Annotated in this window: 15 protein-coding genes and 1 pseudogene; 8 read left to right on the plus strand and 8 right to left on the minus strand. The window is 38.6% G+C overall.

The features are described from left to right. Window positions 1–11 precede the first annotated feature (11 nt). The gene (locus tag JYB62_RS09220; protein WP_205645099.1) at window positions 12–2,015 is read right to left on the minus strand and encodes a M56 family metallopeptidase; all 2,004 of its coding nucleotides are present in this window, start codon (window positions 2,013–2,015) and stop codon (window positions 12–14) included. Further along, complete coding sequence (locus JYB62_RS09225; RefSeq protein ID WP_205645100.1) at window positions 2,015–2,383, minus strand: BlaI/MecI/CopY family transcriptional regulator; 369 nt, start codon at window positions 2,381–2,383, stop codon at window positions 2,015–2,017. The genes JYB62_RS09220 and JYB62_RS09225 overlap by 1 nt, the downstream gene beginning before the upstream one ends. Window positions 2,384–2,689: 306 nt before the next feature. On the opposite strand from JYB62_RS09225, the gene JYB62_RS09230 reads away from it, so the two are divergent. Both JYB62_RS09230 and JYB62_RS09235 read left to right on the plus strand, forming a co-directional pair. Next, the gene (locus JYB62_RS09230; RefSeq protein WP_205645101.1) at window positions 2,690–5,362 is read left to right on the plus strand and encodes an MGH1-like glycoside hydrolase domain-containing protein; all 2,673 of its coding nucleotides are present in this window, start codon (window positions 2,690–2,692) and stop codon (window positions 5,360–5,362) included. Further along, window positions 5,334–5,936, plus strand: coding sequence for a ribonuclease HII (locus JYB62_RS09235; protein WP_205645102.1), 603 nt, complete (start codon window positions 5,334–5,336; stop codon window positions 5,934–5,936). Before JYB62_RS09230 ends, JYB62_RS09235 begins: the two co-directional genes overlap by 29 nt. Before the next feature lie 67 nt (window positions 5,937–6,003). Here the strand turns inward: JYB62_RS09235 and JYB62_RS09240 are convergent, their stop codons facing one another. The 5 genes from JYB62_RS09240 to tsaD form a co-directional block, all read right to left on the minus strand. Beyond that, the gene (locus JYB62_RS09240; protein WP_205645103.1) at window positions 6,004–6,456 is read right to left on the minus strand and encodes a hypothetical protein; all 453 of its coding nucleotides are present in this window, start codon (window positions 6,454–6,456) and stop codon (window positions 6,004–6,006) included. Window positions 6,457–6,519: 63 nt separating this feature from the next. After that, entirely contained in the window at window positions 6,520–7,029 is a 510-nt protein-coding gene (locus JYB62_RS09245) for an HNH endonuclease (RefSeq protein ID WP_205645104.1), read from the minus strand. 1 nt (window position 7,030) lies between these two features. Next, window positions 7,031–7,828, minus strand: coding sequence for a hypothetical protein (locus JYB62_RS09250; protein ID WP_205645105.1), 798 nt, complete (start codon window positions 7,826–7,828; stop codon window positions 7,031–7,033). Further along, a complete protein-coding gene (gene smpB, locus JYB62_RS09255; protein ID WP_205645106.1) occupies window positions 7,791–8,258 on the minus strand; it encodes an SsrA-binding protein in 468 nt (155 codons plus the stop codon). Before smpB ends, JYB62_RS09250 begins: the two co-directional genes overlap by 38 nt. 2 nt (window positions 8,259–8,260) lie before the next feature. After that, window positions 8,261–9,274, minus strand: a complete 1,014-nt coding sequence (tsaD, locus tag JYB62_RS09260) for a tRNA (adenosine(37)-N6)-threonylcarbamoyltransferase complex transferase subunit TsaD (protein ID WP_205645107.1) — start codon at window positions 9,272–9,274, stop codon at window positions 8,261–8,263. Window positions 9,275–9,303: 29 nt separating this feature from the next. On the opposite strand from tsaD, the gene JYB62_RS09265 reads away from it, so the two are divergent. The 6 genes and pseudogenes from JYB62_RS09265 to JYB62_RS09290 all read left to right on the plus strand — a co-directional run. Continuing rightward, window positions 9,304–13,929, plus strand: a complete 4,626-nt coding sequence (locus tag JYB62_RS09265) for a translocation/assembly module TamB domain-containing protein (RefSeq protein ID WP_243431482.1) — start codon at window positions 9,304–9,306, stop codon at window positions 13,927–13,929. Window positions 13,930–13,938: 9 nt separating this feature from the next. Then, window positions 13,939–15,237, plus strand: coding sequence for a cryptochrome/photolyase family protein (locus JYB62_RS09270; protein ID WP_205645109.1), 1,299 nt, complete (start codon window positions 13,939–13,941; stop codon window positions 15,235–15,237). Further along, a complete protein-coding gene (locus tag JYB62_RS09275; RefSeq protein WP_205645110.1) occupies window positions 15,234–16,184 on the plus strand; it encodes a Smr/MutS family protein in 951 nt (316 codons plus the stop codon). The genes JYB62_RS09270 and JYB62_RS09275 overlap by 4 nt, the downstream gene beginning before the upstream one ends. Before the next feature lie 3 nt (window positions 16,185–16,187). After that, entirely contained in the window at window positions 16,188–17,018 is an 831-nt protein-coding gene (locus JYB62_RS09280; protein ID WP_205645111.1) for a hypothetical protein, read from the plus strand. 144 nt (window positions 17,019–17,162) lie between these two features. After that, on the plus strand, window positions 17,163–18,374 hold the full coding sequence (locus JYB62_RS09285) for a cupin domain-containing protein (RefSeq protein WP_205645112.1): 1,212 nt from the start codon (window positions 17,163–17,165) through the stop codon (window positions 18,372–18,374). A gap of 170 nt (window positions 18,375–18,544) precedes the next feature. Continuing rightward, a pseudogene (locus tag JYB62_RS09290) lies at window positions 18,545–18,892 on the plus strand (VanZ family protein); the annotation flags it as partial. 328 nt (window positions 18,893–19,220) lie between these two features. Here JYB62_RS09290 and JYB62_RS09295 read toward each other — a convergent pair. Then, window positions 19,221–20,366 carry a cystathionine gamma-synthase gene (locus JYB62_RS09295; protein WP_205645114.1) on the minus strand — a complete coding sequence of 382 codons (1,146 nt, stop codon included), beginning with the start codon at window positions 20,364–20,366 and terminating at the stop codon, window positions 19,221–19,223. Between the last annotated feature and the right edge of the window lie 100 nt (window positions 20,367–20,466).

Below are 20,466 nucleotides of genomic sequence, written 5' to 3' on the forward strand. Positions count from 1 at the left end.
ATGTTTAATCTTTAGCAGCCTGCAAAGGCCCTTTGCTCTGGAGTCAGTTCATCCAAAACCTTGAAAGTTAATTGGCCATTTTCATTCAAGGGAATAAAGGGGTAGTTGACACGTTTTACCTGTCGTCTTTGGCTAGGATTCATTGCCATGTACTGTTCTTGCATCGCATTGTAAAGCTCATACATGTATGCTCGCTCCTCCTGTGTTTTGTTGGAATATTTCCTTCCTTCCATTCTTATCCACTCATATTTAAGAAATAGCTGATGATACGTAGAAACTCGATCTTTTGGATCAGTTGGTAGCGGCGGAGGCAATTGCCTTTTTTCTTCTGCTGTCAAATCCTCTTTGAGTTTATAATAAACCTCTCCATTAGCTTCCAATTTTAGGTAGGGTGCCGAAGGATGAATAGGTCTTTTGACAGTAGATTTCAACTCTAAAGGAATCCTGAAATACATGCTACCTAATTCTGAAAACATTGCTGTCATTTTAGCTTGCTCTGAAGCACTCTTCTCGATGAAATGAGCTCCAATCGTTCTCATTTTCTCATACGTTTCATTAAGCTTACTAAAACTCTGGAGCATATTTTTTTGCTTTTCTTTTTCTTCAACAGGAGCCCATTTTTCATTTTCATCCAGGTAGATAGTCATCTTCTTTTCTATTGATTTTGATTTCTCAATTTGGAAATCAGATTTTCCATATTCCTTGCTGTTATTAATTTTTAAGACCTCACTCCTCAAGTCAAAGGGTAGTTCATCAAAAGTTTTCCTTTCTTCTTTACGATCCTTAGAGACCAATAAAAAAGTGACAGTTTTATAATATTCAATATTCGAAATAATTGTACTTTCATTTTTGGTAGATGAATATTTTATCCTTCTGATATCATTTTCTCTTAAACCTTTTTGGAAATCCTGAATCACTCCCATTTGCACATCTGAATTGGCTTGAATAGAAATCAATGGGTTTTCATCTAGAATGCTATCTAAAACCTCAAAAAGTTCATCTTTTATATAGTAATTCCCTTCAAACAGGAAGCTTCCATCACTCAAAATAGTAAAAACATTTTCTACAGAGGTTAGGGCTTCAGCTTCAATTGTGCTTGTCAAATCTGGTTCTTGCTGTGCTGTCACCTTTTCGCTAAATACATATACAACTACCCCAAAAACAGGAATCAGTACCGCAATTTTCAACCATTTAAAAAATGGGTTTGAACGTTGTTTCATCATTTCAATACGTTTTTTGGTTAATGAAAAATTTAAGCTGCTCACCAAGGCAAGGGGAGCGTTTTGTGTAGCCATCGAAAGCAACATTTTTTGATAGGATTGCAATGAAGTGTTTTTCAAAGCCTCTTGGTCTGCTATAAATTCATGATTGAGGCGAATGGCATGTTTTGCTAGGTACAATCCGGGATGGAACCAAAATGGAATCAGCAACATCTCAATCAACAGGATATCATAACTATGCCCCTCCCTCACATGGGCATGTTCATGTTCGAAAATGGCTGCGGTGAAACTCCCTTGATCAAACTCCCTTTTGGCCACGAAAATGTAATTGAAAAATGAAAAGGGAAGGGTGTCTTCTTTCAACAAAATCAACGTAATTCCTCTGTAAGTAACTCTAAGATTATGATGAATCTTGTCTGTCAAGACCTTGATATTTCTTATAAATCGAAATAAAAATATACCTGTAACGAACGCATAAAATCCCCACAAAATCATTCGCCAGGGAATAGGTTTAGCTAGCTCAGTTTTGACCATGATCGGTTCAGCATATTTCTGAAAATCAACTTGCTCTATCTCTTCCATCGTGGAGGAGGAAGATTCCGAATATGCCGTGTAATCCGTCACAGGACTTTCTGCCTCTATCTCAATCAAATTGAAAGGAATCACAAAGGAAGAAACTACTGCTCCCAAGAGATAGAATCGATTGAATCGATGCATGACTTCCCTTTGCAGAAACAGTCGATGCACTAATAATAACAAGACTAAGCAAAGCATGGATTTAAAGAGGTATTCCATCACTTCTTTTTGTTTAGTTTACCATCAATAATTTCCCTTAACTCCTCCAGTTCAGCTTCTGTAAACTCTGCCTTCTTTGTAAAAAATGAAGCAAATTGAGTAGGAGAATCATTAAAAAAGTTCTTGATTAATCCTTTCAAATGTTTGGAGAAATAATTCTCCTTGGAGACCAAAGGATAATACTCGCGAGATTTACCTTTTGTAGTATAAGCTACAAAGTCCTTGTCTTGCATTCTCTTTAATAAAGTAGAGATGGTAGTAGCTGCAGGTTTAGGGTCTGAATACTCTTCCATTAAATCCTTCATAAATGCTTTTTCAAGCTTCCATAAATGGTTCATTAATTCTTCTTCGGTGGGAGAAAGTTTCATAGGTCTATTTTTGTTATTCTACAAATGTAGAATACAATTTTTATTCTACAAATGTAGAATATAATTTATTTTCAAAAGATTGCCTGAAAATCAAGCAAAAGGCTTCATTTTTACGCCCGAAATAAACAGAATGACAGCTATAAAAAGTATCCAACATAGGATAATTTGAAGTACATAAATTGAATAATTCATGCATTTGATTGTCATTAAAAAAAATAAATGTCTGTTTCTTTAAACAGATAGCCGAATATTAGCCCATTATTCATATAAAATCATAATTTCGAAGAATGCTCATAGGAGATTGATATGGTAGCTGAAAAATTACGTTTACAGGAAGAAAGAGAGCGGATCAAGCATTGGAAGAAATGGGGGCCTTATCTCACAGAAAGGCAGTGGGGTACTGTAAGAGAAGATTACAGCCCAGATGGTTCGGCATGGGAAAATGTTACCCATGATGAAGCAAGAAGTAAAGCCTATCGCTGGGGAGAAGAGGGAATTGGAGGAATATCAGATTATAAGCAGAAGCTATGTTTAGCTTGGGGCTTCTGGAATGGCAAAGATCCATTTATTAAAGAAAGGCTCTATGGGGTTACCGGAAATCAAGGGAATCATGGAGAGGATGTAAAGGAACTATATTATTACCTGGACTCCACTCCTACCCATAGTTATATGAAGATGCTTTATAAGTATCCTCAGGCCGAATTCCCATACAAAGACTTACTTGAAGAAAATCTAAAAAGAGGAAAAGCAGACCCTGAGTATGAAATAATGGACACCGGGGTGTTTGACCAAGATGAATACTTCGATATTTTCATAGAATATGCCAAAAATGACGCTGAAGATATTGTAGCCACCGCTACCATCCACAACCGAGGCCCAGAAAAAGCATATATCTGTGTCATGCCAACTATTTGGTTAAGAAAAACCTGGTTTACAGGACATGAGCCTTTTTTACCTAAGCTGAGTCAGTATAACGAAAACACCATTCGTGCATTCAGCCCAAAATCCGGAAACTATACCATTTCATTTGAAGGGGAACCTGAGTTCAAGTTTTGCGATAATGAGACCAACCGCGAAAAAATATATCATATCGGAAATGAGAAAAAATTTCTTAAAGATGCGATCAACGACTATGTAGTTGATGGTGACTCCAAACACATCAATCCTGAAAACTTCGGTACCAAAGCCTCTGCAATTTACCATTTGGAAATTCCTCCAGGTGAAAGCAAAACCATCAAGCTTCGGTTAATGCACCAGTTTTCTGAAGATGCCTTGTCTTTTTGTGATGATATCATGGAAAAAGCCAAAGTGGAAGCGGATGAATTTTATGAGGAATTGCAAGAAAGGGTAACAGACCCGGACCTAAAGCGGATTCAGCGTCAGGCTTACGCAGGAATGATGTGGTCCAAACAGTTTTATTATTATGATGTAGAACGTTGGCTGGAAGGGGATCCCGGAAGGTATGTCCCTCCTATTTCACGCAAAAAAGGAAGGAACAGCAACTGGAAACATCTGCAAAATTACGATATCATATCCATGCCGGATAAGTGGGAATATCCTTGGTACGCTGCTTGGGATTTAGCATTTCACTGTATTCCTATAGCCAGGATTGATCCGGATTTTGCCAAAGATCAATTGCTCCTACTGCTGAATGAATGGTATATGCATCCGAATGGGCAAATTCCTGCCTATGAGTGGAATTTCTCAGACGTCAACCCCCCTGTACATGCTTACGCCGTACAGCGGGTCTTTCAAATAGATAAAAAAGCAAACGACGGAAAAGCGGACTACGAATTTCTCGAAAGAGCTTTGCATAAGTTAATGCTCAATTTTACTTGGTGGGTAAACCAAAAAGACAGTGATGGGCAAAATATATTCGAGGGTGGATTCCTAGGCTTAGATAACATTTCAGTTTTCGATAGAAGTCATGCCCAGCGTTACCAAGGTAAATTAGAACAAGCGGATGCCACCTCTTGGATGGCTATGTTTTCTTTAAACCTGCTGAGAATCAGCCTGGACCTCTGTGAGCACAATAAGGTATACCAATTTACCGCTACAAAATTCCTAGAGCACTTTCTATACATTGCTGGAGCGATGAACAACATTTCTTCCGAAAGTATTTCTTTATGGGATGATGAGGATAGTTTCTTTTATGATGTCTTTCATGTGCCGGGCAAAGAATCTAAGCGTATGAAAGTAAGATCCATCGTAGGATTGATTCCTCTATTTGCGGTGGAACCTATTCGGGAAGATTTATTTAATGAATTACCTGAATTCAAACAACGATTAGAATTCTTCCTTCGGGAAAAACCAAAATTGGCTGCCTTAGTATCAAGTTGGATCCAACCAGGTTTTAATAGACGAAGATTATTTTCACTATTGAGAGGTCATAGAATGAAAAGTATTCTTCATAAAATGCTTGATTCGGATGAATTCTTAAGTGAATATGGTATCCGATCGCTTTCAAAATATCACTTGGAACACCCGTATGCCATGAAGATTTCAGGAGACTTTCTTTCCATCAAATATACTCCTGGAGAGTCAGATACGGTCATGTTTGGAGGTAACTCAAATTGGAGAGGGCCAATCTGGTTTCCAATCAACTTCCTAATCATAGAATCCTTAAAGAAATTTGACTTCTATTATGGGGGAGATTTTTCAATTGAATATCCTACTGGTTCAGGAAGATATATGACCATGGACATTATCGCTAAAGAACTTTCTTACCGATGTATGAAAATATTCATGCGAGATGAAAAGGGAAATCGACCAGTTTATGGAAACATTGAGAAATTTCAAAAAGATCCCCATTTCAAAGATTATATTCTGTTTTATGAATATTTCCACGGAGACTCTGGCCTAGGTCTTGGCGCCTCCCATCAAACAGGCTGGACCGGCTTGGTTGCAGAGATGATCCATAAATACTATAAAGTAAGAGAAGATAAAGAGCATGACTCTAAAACCTTATTTAGAAGCTAATCGAATAGAGGCTGGATGTGATGAGGTAGGAAGAGGTTGTTTAGCTGGTCCTGTAGTGGCAGCAGCTGTAATCCTTCCTCAAGACTATTCCAATCGCTGGATAAATGACTCAAAAAAATTAGGGAAACGTCAAAGGGAAGACCTGATTGAAGAAATAAAAGGGAAATCCTTGGCCTGGAAAATTGCCGAAGCATCTGTAGAGGAAATTGATCGAATCAACATTCTGAATGCCTCATTCCTAGCCATGACTCGAGCTGTGCAAGGCCTATCCATCCTTCCCCAACATCTTCTAATTGATGGAAACAGATTTAAATCGGAACTAAACCTCCCTTACACCTGCGTCATCAAAGGTGATGGCAAATTTGCCAGCATAGCCGCTGCTTCCATTTTAGCCAAAGTACACCGTGATCAATTCATGGAAAAGTTGGCAGTAGAATTCCCTCACTATGGATGGGAACGAAATGCAGGGTATCCTACCAAAGTACACCGAACTGGAATAGAAGAACATGGGGATTGTATCTGGCATAGAAAAAGCTTTAGACTCTTAAGTAATCAGATGAAAATGGAATTGTAAAAATCAATTAAAAAAAAGCAAGCCAACAAATTGGCTTGCCTAAGTATATTAAAAAGGGATTGAGGGTCTATTTTTCTTTTTTCTTTATGATCCTTTCAAACACCAATTTCCCTGCTCCATTTCCATTGGAAGAAACTGGTTCTAAAACGAGTCGATTTCCATCCAACTCTAAAATTTTTGCCTGCTTACTTTCTTCTCCTTCCAGGATCGTCATTACATTATCTACGCTGATTTCTATCTTGGCTTTTTTCAGCACAATTTCTTGGTTGACAAAATCAGTGTAAGTCAAACTATCTCCTTCCAAGAATTTATAAACTGTATTCTCCAGTCTATAATTGATTTTTGATTCTAGATTTGCACGAAAGGCAGCATTAGAACTCAGGTACTGGGGAGAAGTTTTAATTTTTTTGATTCCATCAAAATCAACAAGTTGCCATTCTCCTATAAGTTCTTGGTGTTGAATCTGTGTCCAGCCCAAAATAGCCGATAATAACAGGGTGTAAATAAAAGAAAGGTTCATACTTTCTTCAAGGCAATTATTTTGCCAAAAAAACATATGGCGAAATCAAAGAAGCATTTGGGATCAATGCACTGCCTTACTAGCTAAAAAGGGTAACCATTCCTCGGCTTGTCTTTCCGCATATTCGGCCAGGAAGAAGGATAATGTAGGTCTAAAAGGCTCATTTTTAAGCGTCAATCCAGCTTGTTCGGGTGATTTATCCCCCTTATTCACATTGCATCGATGGCAGGCTGTCACCAAGTTCATCCAGTTAGTTTTTCCACCTTTGGACCTCGGGATCACGTGATCTATGGTTAAATGCCTCTTACTTCCACAATATTGGCACTCCCCATTATCTCTTCTAAAAAGATTAGATCTATTCAAGAGCACCCCTCGGTAAGGAATGTTTTTATAGGAAACCAAACGGATCACTGCAGGATATTCAAAACTTCGACTAACTGTCCGGATTTTTAGTAGCTCGTAGGTAGAAAGACAGTTGGCTTTTTCCATCAATACCAAAACAATGGCCTTCTGCACAGGTACTACCGCAACAGGAGAATGATCTAAGTTTAACACCAATACTCTTTTTTCCATGCTAACTTACTATTGAGTGGCCTTTTAGAACATATTGTTTACTCGAATTGTTTTTTTGAATGCTTTCCCATTCATCGACATCAGAAATCCTCATTTTCCCATCCATCCAGAGCACTTCTTCTGCCCCTAAATACATGGAAACTTGAGGAATTTTGGTTTCTAAATCTCTGAAAATAAACAAATCTCCCGGGATTACCTGCTCAGGATCAATCATTTTTCCATGCATTTTATCTAAGGTCCATCGGTATCCGGCTGCGGCATAGATCAGTTCAAATCCTTTAATTTCGTCCAAACCAAAAATACTTCTTCCTCCAGCCTGATAGGGAGCATTCAAGTATTTCAATGCAATTTCCAATACTTCCTCCCGGTCTGCTTTGACCGCATGACTTCGTACTGTACCAGTAAAACCAATATGATCCTGCCAGTTAAACAACTCGATTTCTGAAAAATGAAGGCGACTACCTGGTAGTAGGTACAAATTGGATCCCAAATATTCGATCACCGCAATTGGACTAGTAACCACTTGAAAATCTTGGCTTAGAAAAGTCTGGTAATCGGAGGGTTGAATGGTTTTGATTGATTTGGAAGTAATCCATCCTTCCAATCCTGTATCTTCATGAAAAATTTTATACCAACTTTGATCAGGATTGATCGCCTTGACTTGGTAACACTCCCCAAAAAGTAACTGGGAAATAAGCGCAGATTTAAAGGTAGGGTTTCTATAGAGCGGTAAAATGGTCTGGCGGCATATACCAAAGACATCAGTCAAAGGCCATTCGCTGGATTTCTCTTTTCGCATCTTTTTCTTTCAGGTCATGTCGTTTATCGTGAAGCTTCTTGCCTCGACCTAAGGCAATTTCCATTTTTGCTAAACCTCGGTCGTTTATAAATATACGAACAGGAATGATAGTCAGTCCTTTTTCTTGAGACTTAGTTTCTAATTTTTCAAGTTCTTTCTTACTTAAAAGCAACTTCCTGTCTCTCACAGCCTCATGATTATAACTAGCAGCCATAGAATAAGGGGCGATGTGCATTTGGCGAACATACAATTCTCCCCTTAGGAATACGCAGAAAGCCTCTGTTAAAGACACTTTTCCTTCCCTGATCGATTTTATCTCAGTTCCTTTCAACACCATACCACAAACAAACTTCTCGATGAACTCAAATTGAAAACTCGCCTTTTTGTTTTTGATGTTTACGATCTTATCGAATTTATTAGCCTTCGCCATTTTTAGATTTTCATTTTTGCCAGCGGGGTTACATCATAAGATGAAAACTCTCCTGCCAGGTATTTGTAATACGCAGCTATGGCAATCATACCTGCATTGTCTGTACAGTATTCAAATTTAGGAATGTACAGATTCCACCCCTTTTTAGTAGCCAGTTCCTGAAGGGTAATTCTTAAGCCAGAATTTGCAGAAACTCCACCTGCAATAGCAATTTCAGTAACCCCATATTGCCTGATTGCTTCCTTCAGCTTAATCTGCAGCATTTCAATCAAAGTCCATTGGATACTGGCACAAAGATCCGCTAGGTTTTCCTCAATAAATTTCGGGTTAGATTGAAGCTGATCTCTTAGGAAGTACAATACCGCAGTTTTTATACCAGAAAAAGAGTAATTCAAACCTGGCATTCGAGTAACAGGAAATTTAAATGCTTTGGGATTCCCTCCCTTGGCATATTTATCTATCAATGGTCCACCGGGGTAAGGAAGTCCCAAAAGTTTGGCCGTCTTATCAAATGCCTCTCCCACTGCATCATCTTGCGTTTCGCCAATCACCTCCATATCCAAATAATCCTTTACTAAAACTAACTGGGTATGACCTCCGCTCACAGTCAGACAAATGAAAGGGAAGTTAGGTTTTGGATCATCAATGAAGTGTGCCAAAATATGAGCTTGCATATGATTGACCTCAATCAGGGGAATATTTCTAGCAAAAGCCAAAGCTTTGGCAAAGCTCACTCCTACCAACAATGAGCCCATCAATCCTGGACCTCTGGTAAAAGCTACAGCCGAAAGCTGGTCCAAGCTGATCCCCGCCGATAAAACAGCCTCTTGAACCACAGGGATCAGATTTTCCTGATGTGCACGAGAGGCAAGTTCCGGAACCACACCTCCATATTTTTCGTGGACGGATTGTGTAGCGACAATATTATTAAGTACTTTGCCGTCTACTATTACAGAGGCAGAAGTCTCGTCGCACGAGGATTCAATTGCTAGAATAAAGTTATCGTTTGTACTCATTGGAAAAGAACGCGAAAGTTACGGATTTTTTGCACAAAGCGTTTCGTATAATCCTTTGGCTGGTTTTTTCTGTTTTACTTCTACTCATATTTCTGGCTACAAGCCTTCAAGTTACTTTCATTCAAAATTGGGCCCTAGACAAAGTAACCAATTATATTAATGAAAGAAGTGACTTTAAAACAGATATTGGTAAAATCACTTTAAACTGGTGGGATGCTGTCAAACTACAGGATGTCAAAATCCTGGATCATAAAGACAGCCTAATGATTGGTTCGGAGTCTATTGAAGTAGATTTTGATTTAAACTCATTATTAACTCCAGGTAATCCTTCACTTCAAGAAGTCAGGTTATTCAGGCCAGACTTACATTTAATCACCCATCCTGAGGACAGTTTGATGAATCTTAATCTCTGGATTCTGCAAATATCAGAGATTTTTGGTTCCGGAAGTAACTCTGGAGGAGGGGCTAAATTCGAGATCGGAAATATCCAAATTAGAAATGGTACAGTTTACATTGAAAATCTCAGCTATGAACCTTTTGAAGTTGGCTTTGATTACAATCATTTAAAATTTGATGGAGTATTTTGTAATGCAGAAAATTTCTATGTGGAAGGGGGAGAACTTGGGGTCAATGTAAAAATGATTACCGGGGTTGAATCCTCTTCAGAACTTGAAATCAAAGAATTAAAAACCGACTTCAAGTTTTCTCCGAAATTCATGGAGTTTGACAACCTTAGCCTTAAATCTGATAAAACTCATATCAAAGATTACCTACGGTTTGATATGCTTACTGACTCTGCACTTTCCAATTTTGTGACCGATGTGAAAATCACGGCCCGCATGGAAGAGTCGAAATTGAATCTTACAGATTTAAGAAAATTTGCCCCGACTCTGCCTCAAATAGAAGATGAAATCTACCTATTTGGAGAAGTCATAGGAACCATTGCTGATTTCAAATCCGAAGAATTCCTCATTCGATTAGGTGAAAAAACGGCATTGTTTGGAGCCTTTGAACTGGAAGGCCTACCGGATATTGAGGATACCTACATCAATCTTTCGCTTCAAAACTCCACTGTCCTAGCCAAGGATTTAGCGCCTTACGTAAGCAAGGAGGCCCAAAAACAAATTTTCAAGTTCAACACCATCCGTTTTAATGCAGATTTTGCAGGATACCTAAAAAGGTTTAGTACCTCAGGAGACTTTAAAACTACCATTGGGGATATAGAAGGAAGAATCAATTTTGACCTAGTTGAAAACATACCTTCCGTAGTTTCCAGGGTTACCATCACCAACTTAGATCTGGGGATTCTTGCGGAAGACCAAGAGCAATTCCAGAAAGTCTCACTCGACGGGAATGTCACTCTTAAAGGAAATTCTAGGGAAAACATCCTTATCGGCTTGGATGCCCAGATCGATAAAGTAGGGTTTAGAAATTATGAATACAGCAATATTACCACAGATGCAACATATGGGTTGAATCTGTTCAAGGGAAACTTGGACATTGAAGACCCTAACCTTAAAATGCGAGCTACAGGGCTCCTCAACCTAAATGAATCGATCGATTCCGTAAGAATGCAGATTGACCTAGACACTGCCTTTTTGGAGAATATCAATTTAACCAATAAACTCAACTTCCTTAGCGGTCACCTAAACATTGACACCAAAGGAATCAATATTGATGACATTCAGGGAATTGCCCGGTTTACCGATATGGCTTTGGGTTTTGAAGACCGCTTTTTGGAATTGGGAGATTTCAATTTTCAATCTCTTTTTGCCGGAGGTACACGTACCATGTCCATCAATTCAGATTATTTAGTAGCAGCTGCTTCCGGTCAATTCAATCTGGAACAGATTTATCAAGACCTAAATGTTTTATTAGACCAATACATCGCAATTATCATCAATGAACCCCAGCCAGTAGCGGATCTTGAGACAATCTTTTCAGAAACCTACAATCTTGATCTGAACATCCGCATGTTCAATGTCAACCCGATTGTTCAGCTTTTTGAACCCGATCTTTATGTCTCCCGTAATACCATTCTGGAAGGTGCCTTTTACCAAACTCCTGAAAATACCGTATTCAACTTTTTCACCAGTATAGACACTCTCAAATATCAAGACAAGACAGCTTTTGCGACAAATATTGATTTTAATACCTCAAAAATCATCAATAGCGAAGAGATTTTGGCCTCTTTTTATATTTATTCAAAGGCACAACAAGTAGGTAAAAGTGTGGAGTTCTCCAATTTGGGACTTGAAGCAATTTGGGACCAAAACAAAGTAGCCCTAGACTTCACCTTAGACCAAGATTCTACACAAAGTTCTGCTAGAGTCAATGCCAATGCACAGTTTTCAGTCCAGAACACACAAATCAATTTTGCTCCTTCTTCCCTAAAAGTATTGGATAGGGAATGGAAATTTGTGGACGATAATTTAATCACCTTGACTCCCGGAGAAATAGATTTTTCTAATGTGAAAATCTACAACGAAAATCAGTTCATTGCTTTAGAAGGAGTCATTTCTGAGGATCCCGCCAAAGAATTACAACTTTCGATCAACGAGGTCAATGTAGACATATTAAACACCTTGGTACCGCAAGAATTTGAAGGAACGGCGAATGGGGTACTTAAAGTAGAAGATGTTTATGAATCCCCTCTATTACAGGGTGACATCAGTATTGATAGCCTAAGAATCAATTCATTCCTAATCGGGAATCTTAGAGGTACAGCCAATTTGGACGGTGAAAACCTAGCTTTAAACCTCTCCAACACCAGAAATGGCAAAAAGACCATTGATATGAATGGAAACATTGAATTAGAAAATCAAGACATCCACATTGATGCCATTTTAAGTGAAACCAACCTACTCATTTTAGAGCCTTTTCTTTCTAAATATGTTTCCCAAATGGGAGGTAATGTGACGGGGGATTTTCAAATCAGAGGGACTACCAAAGACCCTGAAATTCTAGGCACAGGAATAGTAGACAATGGAAGGTTACGAATCAACTACCTGAATACTAATTACCAGTTGAATGGAAGCATTGCATTTATTCCCAATCAAATAAACTTTAAAGACTTGATCCTACAGGATGTGAATGGAAACATGGCTAATCTAAAAGGAGGAATCAACCATAATGGATTCAAGGATTTTTATTTGAATATCAATTCCAGCCTCACCAATTTTCAGGTTCTCAATACCACTTCCCGCGACAATGAAACATTTTATGGAAATGCCTACGTGACAGGAACCATTGACTTTTTGGGTAGCACAACCAATTTAGACATCAACGCAAGAGCAACCAGCCAACCCAATACCAGGATTTTCATTCCTTTGACAGATGATAATCGAATAGCGCAGGAGGATTTTATCCATATTATCAATATTCAGGATACCGTACGAATCCGTGAGGTAAATGAAGAGATCAATAGACTGGAGATTGAAAACATTCGGATGAACTTCATACTGGACGTTACACCGGATGCATTGGCAGAAATCATTATAGACCCCAGAACAGAGGAAGGGATTTCTGGAAGGGGAAGAGGGGTATTGACCTTAAATGTGGATACGCAAGGAAATTTCTCCCTGACTGGCAATTATGAAATCACCGAAGGGAAATACAACTTCTCACTTTATAATATTGTAAAAAAACAGTTTAATATTCGACCAGGAGGAAGAATAACCTGGTATGGAGATCCTTATGAAGGGGTTATGAATTTAGTTGCAGAATATGAGGACAATGTATCCATTCAACCCCTATTGAATTCGACCACCGCTACCGATCCTGATAACACCCAATCTAATAGACGATACCCTGTCAAAGTGATAATGGATTTAGAAGGAGCTTTATTATCTCCTGACATCAATTTTGGGTTTGACTTTTCCCAATTTCCTTCCAATGGAGATATCCAAACGACTATATCAGCCTTTCAAAACAGAATTGCAAATGATGAGCAGGAAAAAAACAGACAGGTGTTTTCTGTCATTATGAGTCGATCCTTTTCTCCTGAAGGCCAGTTTTCTGGAGTAACAAACATCTCCTCAAGTTTAGGTCAGCTACTTTCTTCTCAACTCAATTCATTTTTAGGGCAAGTGGACAAAAATCTTGAAATTGATGTGGATTTAGCATCACTGGATGCTAACACTTTGGAAACCTTTCAGTTATCTGTAGCCTACACCTTTTTAGATGGACGTCTGAGGGTTTCTCGAGATGGGGGGTTTACTAATAACCAAGGAATTGCAAATGCCGCCTCCATTATCGGAGACTGGCAAGCAGAGTATTTACTGACAGAAGACGGGGTATATAGGATCCGAATTTTCAACAGAAATAATTTCAACGTATTTACCTCCTTATCACTTTCAAAAAACGTGGCAACCTACGGAGTTTCTGTCTCCCAAAATGTCTCTTTCAACTCTTTTTCTGAGCTTTTCCAGAAATTGACCAGGAAGAAAGATGAAAAACTCCGAATCAATGACACAGATGATTTCCTTCGTTATAATTATGAAAATGGAGAAAATTGGACTCCGATCAATTTAGAGAATCTGGAAAATAGATTGGACTCCTTAGAGCGAATTCGCCAATCCAATCCTGTTCCTGATTCTATACCCGCAAAGAAAGATTCTCTAAACATTTTCATTCAAAACAAGCTTTTCAAATAAAGTTTAGTCATGAAGAAAATCACTCTTTTTTGGTTCCGTAGAGATTTAAGATTAGAAGATAACACCGGGCTTTATTATGCCTTGCAACAAGAAACAGAAGTACTCCCCCTATTTATTTTTGACCGAAACATTTTAGATGATCTGGAGGACCAAGAAGACCCTCGCGTCTCTTTTATTTATGAGCAAGTCCTTCAATTAAAAAAAGAACTGGAAGATAAAGGGAGTACTCTTTTGATAAAATATGGGACACCCGAAGAAGCTTATGCTGAGATTTTTGAAAATTATCAGGTAGAGGCGATTTATACCAATCGGGATTATGAACCTTATGCGGTCAAAAGGGATCAGGCGATTGAACAAATGGCTAAAGAGCATGGTGCTACTTTTCTGACATTCAAAGATCAAGTGATTTTTGAGCCTGGAGAAATACTCAATGGGTCAGGCGAATTTTATAAAGTCTTTACCCCTTTTAGTAAGGTCTGGCTTCAGAAATTTTCAGAAACCAAGGTAGAACCGCTCAACTATTTTCATTGGAAGAACTTATTGGAAACCGAACCATTCAAGGAAGTCACCTTGGAAGAAATGGGGTTTAAAAGTTCAGATAAAAGTATACCTAGCTCCAATCCTGACGAAGAAATCATTAAACATTACGACCAAACCAGAAATTTTCCGGCCCTGGATGGCACTTCTCGTTTGGGTATCCATCTCAGGTTTGGGACCATTTCCATCCGTAAGTTAGCACTGAAAGCAAACGAACTCAACGAAACCTATCTCAATGAGTTGATTTGGAGGGAATTCTATATGATGATTCTGTATTATAATCCGCATGTGGTGGACAAGGCTTTCAAACCTGCCTATGACAGGATCCCATGGAGAAACAATAAAGAGGAATTTGATGCTTGGTGTCATGGCAAAACCGGCTATCCGATAGTTGATGCTGGAATGCGGCAACTCAACCAAACCGGATATATGCACAATCGGGTGAGAATGATTGTTGCTTCTTTCTTGACAAAACATCTTTTAATTGATTGGAGATGGGGAGAGGCCTATTTTGCCAAGAAATTACTCGACTACGATTTGTCTGCAAATAATGGAGGATGGCAGTGGGCAGCAGGCACTGGAACTGACGCTCAACCCTATTTCAGGGTATTTAATCCAGCATCCCAAACTGAGAAATTTGACAAAGAGTTGAAGTATGTGAAAAAATGGGTTCCAGAATTAGGAACTGAAAAGTACCCAAATCCAATTGTAGATCATAAATTCGCAAGACAAAGAGCGTTGGACACGTATAAACAAGCCTTGGATAGATGAATATTGGAGATAAAGTAAGATTAATCAAAGGGACAGAAGAAGGAATCATTCGAAAAATTTCATCCAGTGGAAGAGTTGAAATTGAAATTGAAGATGGCTTTATCATTCCCGCCTTAAAAAATGAAGTGGTAGTAATTCATGCCACCGAGAAAAGTTATTTCGGTGAACAGGAAAGTAAGTCGAAAGAGCAGGAAGCTCCCCTTCCCCTTTCAGCACCAAAAGACCAAGGTTTGTACCTTGCCTTCATTCCTATCAATGACCAAAGTTTAAGTCTTTATCTCATTAATGATAGTAAAAAGCCCTATTTGGCACACGTCTCCGAAGTTTTTGGAAATAACCACCGGACCTTGATGGCTGGAACTTTAGGGGTAGGTGAATCCAAAAAAATTGATGATCGCCTCTTAAAAGAAATGGATGAATGGCCTTCCTTTTTACTGCGCTTTATTCCTATTCAAAACAAGTTGGAAACCGCATTGCCTGCTTTTGAAAGGCAATTGAAAATGAAGCCAACTCAATTCTTTAAGCATTTAAGTAAGGCACCTTTGCTTGGAAAAAGTGCCTATGTATTTTCCTTAGAACAAACCACCAAAGAGCTAGATATACGGGCTTTGAATCAAGAACTTGAAAGCCTTCAACCTAAAGCCCGAGCGATTCCTACCAAAAAGCCACCAAAGTCAGTGGATTTGCATATTGAGGAGCTGACCCCTAATCATCAAGGAATGAGTAATTCAGCCATGCTGAAGCTTCAATTAGAGGTGTTTGAAAAGAATTTAGATCAGGCAATTGCCAGTGGAATGGATGAAATCACCTTTATCCATGGTTTAGGAAATGGAGTTTTGAGAAAAGAAATTCATCGTCATTTGAGTCAATTAGGAAATATTAAGTACTTTCAAGACACTCAGAAAGACCAATGGGGTTACGGTGCCACCTTGGTGAAAATTTCTTAAATCATGCAGACGAAGGTCTCCCCGATTTTTCAAGTTTTTGAACGCCAGCATTCCGATGCAAAAGGCCTCTTTTTGGCATTGGGGAAGCAGATTAAATCCAAGAAAGCAATTGAATTACTTGCCAAAATGGAATTCATGGAGCTTTATTGTAATCTGCTCGGGAAAATCCACTTTGAAAAAGAAAGCTTGAAATTTGATATCTTTTCTCCTTTCAAGAAGTTTCAGAAAAATCTAAGGAAGATTCATCATTTCAAATTGGTGGAAAGAAATATCCTGGATCGAGAAAAAAAGACCAAACAAACCTTTAACAGCTATCATCTTTATTTAGATAAGCAAAAAAAGAAACTCTATAATGAATCATTCGATTTAGTGGTAGGAAGTACCTTAAAGAGTTGGGATGAACTTTACCAAAATGCGCAACATGCTAGCAAAGGTCTGAAACCTTTAGCTATCAACTCCGCGATCAACCAAATCATTCAAGAGGAACTCGACTTTATCAAGTTGGATCTTAAAGCAAGTTTGGACAGTAAAGCCCTTAAAGAAATATTTGATGCGCTTAAGACCATCATCATGTTGGAAAACTTACTGATCCATTTAGGCTTTAACCCTATTTTTGTTCCAAGTATTCATGAAGAAATCAATTTGCTCAAGAATAGTTTAAAACCTTGGTACTCCAACCAATTGTGCCTGCAGTCTCTCACACATTTTTTAGCGGAAAAAGAAAATGCCTCAAAAAAATACCTGGATTGGACCAATGAATTAACGGTTCAAAAGAAATTGCTTTCCTCCCAAGCGGAAAAACAAGCACATCTGCTTTTTGATAAATTGGTCTAATTCTTATTTTGCTTAAAAGTTATAAACCTTCCTTCATTTTTCAGGAAGCGGAGTAACCTGAATCTTTTCTATTGTTCAACTCATTTTATATCGAAACAATAGGCCATTGATTGTCCCTCATTGTTTCAGTCTTCCTTTTTAAATATGAATTCAATTCTATGGGAACGTTTTTTACAAGACACTTCCAAATTAGCCAAACCGGCACAAGCCAAACAACTAATTTCAGAATCAGAAATTGATTCCATTCAGGAGTTGTTGATTGAAGTATTGAGAGGATTCTTAGCCAAGCATGACATTCACATAGGCCTTAAAGTCTACATCAATAAAGAACTCAGGCATGAATATCTTGAAAAAATGATTGCCCAACCTCCTTGCAAAGGACAAAGCCTTGAAGGATGGTCAAAAGAGATCTTTGGAGATCAAAAATTCGGAATGATCTTGATTGGTTTGGAGGAATATAGCAATGCTTTTGCAGAAAAAGCAGCGGAAATTGTAAGGCCACTTTTGCAACAAGCAGGAATGCCTTTGAATGGACTTTCCTTTCTTTTTTTCATGGGGAATTATGGTTTCACTCCTTTTGGGATACATAAAGAGTCCACCGGAGAAGATGGAATTCTTTTTCATTTAGGCCCAGGACAAAAAAACTTCTACACTTGGGACGATCCAAAATACAATGGAATTGCACATAACTCGGAAGTATTTCACAACATTCAGGAGATGATGGATTCAGGCGAGGAATACCAATTGAAACCCGGAGACGCCATGTTTATTCCGCACTATGTATACCATGTGGCTGACACCCCTGATTTTTCAATGAGTTTCGTTTTGGACTATATCAACCCACCTTTAGATCAATTTGAAAACGAACTCCTACAACTTGCGGCCGAAGAAAACTTCCAGCAGCATGATAGTTTTGGTACGCCTGTTCAGTTAGAAGAACCTACTGGCTCATTGAGAGATAGAATTGACGTTGAATCCATTGGGAAAAAGCTGAAGATGGCTTTTGTACGTAAAATCACTGCTCTAAAAAGTAATGGGGGGATCCGAAGAAAATCGAATTTAAGCCAAAAGCAAATACCCATATCAGGAAATTTCAGAATCCAAGGAAAAAAGATTTTCCCTATCCTATTAGATGAAACAGATCCTGGACGAATTTTATTATTTGCCCGAGGTCACCGTATCCCTGTCAAAAAGACCCCTGGCCTATCTGTATTTGTTGAAAAACTAAATTCTGGAGACCAATTGTCTTTTCATGCCATTCAAGAACTTTTATCAACCAATTGGGACCTGGTTGACCTTTATGGTTTAATTCAAGATTTATTAAACACGGAAGCTATTCAGTTGGACTCTTTTTAAAACAAAAAAACAAATAGCCTGTATGACTAAATTCATTTATGATTTCTTGAATATACAAGTGATAACCTTACTATTAAAACTATCGTTATAAAGAGTCCTGTTCAATAATATTAAACTATATCTTCAAAATACACCTTTAACTATTTTTTTTTCATTAGGACACTCCTTCAATGAATTCCCACTCGATTCCAGGTAATAAAAAAGGTCGTCAGGCAAATCAATGGACCAAAGTCCTATTGGCTATCTATCTACTTGTTTTGGTTTGGATTATCCTATTCAAACTTGGAGAGGGGTTTTCTTATATGGAAAAAAGAAGTCTGAACCTCATTCCATTTATAACGCTCTATTTGAGCAAAATGGAAGTCCTTTTAAATGTGGTGATTTTTATTCCTCTAGGCACCTATACAGCCACATTGATGAAATCATGGAGTTTTTCAAAGCAGCTGTTTTCCATTTTCCTGCTTAGCCTCCTCTTTGAAAGCCTACAGATCATTTTAAAAATCGGGACTTTTGACGTTACTGATTTGATTACCAATACAATAGGCGGATGGATTGGATACCTATTATATCAACTAATCCTTCAAGTATTAAAAGATTGTTTCCTATTCCTCAAAGTGCCATTGACGGCGCTTCCAATGTGGAAGGATTCTTAGTACAGAATCCTGGTTATTAATAGCCAAACAACCTAAATCAAAAAAGGCAGCAAATTGAAATTTGCTGCCTTTTTTCGTACCTCTTTGTTATTGAAACTTAAAGATGACTGAAATTAGAAAGTAGGAATATTGAATACTTTTTGAAAAAAAACCAGCCTTCACGGCTGGTTTCAATTTATATCAAAACACTAAATCAAATCTTTGATAAGGCATTTGCCAAATCCTGCTTGAGATCCTCGGCATCCTCCACACCCACACTCAATCGGATTAGAGAATCCACCAAACCCACTTTTTCTCGCTCTTCCTTAGGGATACTTGCATGAGTCATGGAAGCAGGATGGCCACATAAAGACTCCACTCCACCCAAGGATTCTGCCAAAGCAAAAAGATGGAAATTCTCCATGACGGTTATCGCATCTTCTTGCTTATTTCCCTTCAAAGTAAAGGAAATCATGCCTCCAAAATCGCGCATTTGCTTTTTGGCTATCTCATGATTTGGATGATCCTCAAAACCAGGCCAGTAGACTTTTTCCACTTTCGGATGGTTTTTCAAGTAGGCCGCAATAGTCTTTCCATTTTGGCTATGTCTCTCCATTCTTAGATGGAGGGTTTTAATCCCTCTAAGCACCAAGAAACAATCCTGAGGGCCTGGAGTAGCCCCACATGCATTTTGGATAAAAACTAGCTTGGATGCAAGTTCGTCGTCATTCAAGACCAAGGCACCCATGACCACATCGGAATGTCCTCCCAGGTATTTGGTCACGGAATGCATCACGATATCTGCTCCCTGATCCAAGGGGTTTTGTAAGTAGGGAGAAGCAAAGGTATTGTCAACTGCTAGCAAAACTCCATGTTCCTTCGCAACTTCAGCGACTCCAGCCACATCAATAATATTCATCATAGGGTTGGTCGGAGTTTCCACCCAGATCATCTTTGTATTTTCATTGATATAAGTGGCAATGGATTTTGGATCGCCCATAGGTACAAAGTGGAATTTGATTCCATACCGCTCAAATACTTTAGTAAATAAGCGATAAGTACCTCCGTACAGATCATTGGTAGAAATGATCTCGTCTCCCGGATTAAACAACTTCACCACCGCATCGATCGCTCCCAAACCAGAGGAGAAACAGATCCCATGTTTTCCATTCTCTAAAGCAGCTAGGTTATCCTGTAGGGCAGTTCGGGTTGGATTATGGGTTCGCGAATATTCATAGCCCTGATGATCTCCTGGAGATCGCTGCACATAAGTGGATGTCTGATAAATTGGAGTCATGATCGCTCCGGTACTTGGATCTGGTGCTATTCCTGCATGGATGGCTTTGGTTCCAAATTTCATATGCTTATGGGTTTAATTCTTATCAATTAGTTTTTTAGGGAAATCTTTTTAATTGGTAGGGTGTTTTTGGCTTTTGCTCACTAAACTTGTAGGCTCTTGG

The sequence above is a fragment of the Algoriphagus lutimaris genome, from assembly GCF_017051705.1.
GTDB lineage: Bacteria > Bacteroidota > Bacteroidia > Cytophagales > Cyclobacteriaceae > Algoriphagus > Algoriphagus lutimaris.

What these genes read in the sequence shown, in the direction of transcription:
- JYB62_RS09220 (WP_205645099.1), bottom strand. Translation starts at nt 2,015, where the DNA reads ATGGAATACCTCTTTAAATCCATGCTTTGCTTAGTCTTGTTATTATTA.
- JYB62_RS09225 (WP_205645100.1), bottom strand. Translation starts at nt 2,383, where the DNA reads ATGAAACTTTCTCCCACCGAAGAAGAATTAATGAACCATTTATGGAAG.
- JYB62_RS09230 (WP_205645101.1), top strand. Translation starts at nt 2,690, where the DNA reads ATGGTAGCTGAAAAATTACGTTTACAGGAAGAAAGAGAGCGGATCAAG.
- JYB62_RS09235 (WP_205645102.1), top strand. Translation starts at nt 5,334, where the DNA reads ATGACTCTAAAACCTTATTTAGAAGCTAATCGAATAGAGGCTGGATGT.
- JYB62_RS09240 (WP_205645103.1), bottom strand. Translation starts at nt 6,456, where the DNA reads ATGAACCTTTCTTTTATTTACACCCTGTTATTATCGGCTATTTTGGGC.
- JYB62_RS09245 (WP_205645104.1), bottom strand. Translation starts at nt 7,029, where the DNA reads ATGGAAAAAAGAGTATTGGTGTTAAACTTAGATCATTCTCCTGTTGCG.
- JYB62_RS09250 (WP_205645105.1), bottom strand. Translation starts at nt 7,828, where the DNA reads ATGCGAAAAGAGAAATCCAGCGAATGGCCTTTGACTGATGTCTTTGGT.
- smpB (WP_205645106.1), bottom strand. Translation starts at nt 8,258, where the DNA reads ATGGCGAAGGCTAATAAATTCGATAAGATCGTAAACATCAAAAACAAA.
- tsaD (WP_205645107.1), bottom strand. Translation starts at nt 9,274, where the DNA reads ATGAGTACAAACGATAACTTTATTCTAGCAATTGAATCCTCGTGCGAC.
- JYB62_RS09270 (WP_205645109.1), top strand. Translation starts at nt 13,939, where the DNA reads ATGAAGAAAATCACTCTTTTTTGGTTCCGTAGAGATTTAAGATTAGAA.
- JYB62_RS09275 (WP_205645110.1), top strand. Translation starts at nt 15,234, where the DNA reads ATGAATATTGGAGATAAAGTAAGATTAATCAAAGGGACAGAAGAAGGA.
- JYB62_RS09280 (WP_205645111.1), top strand. Translation starts at nt 16,188, where the DNA reads ATGCAGACGAAGGTCTCCCCGATTTTTCAAGTTTTTGAACGCCAGCAT.
- JYB62_RS09285 (WP_205645112.1), top strand. Translation starts at nt 17,163, where the DNA reads ATGAATTCAATTCTATGGGAACGTTTTTTACAAGACACTTCCAAATTA.
- JYB62_RS09295 (WP_205645114.1), bottom strand. Translation starts at nt 20,366, where the DNA reads ATGAAATTTGGAACCAAAGCCATCCATGCAGGAATAGCACCAGATCCA.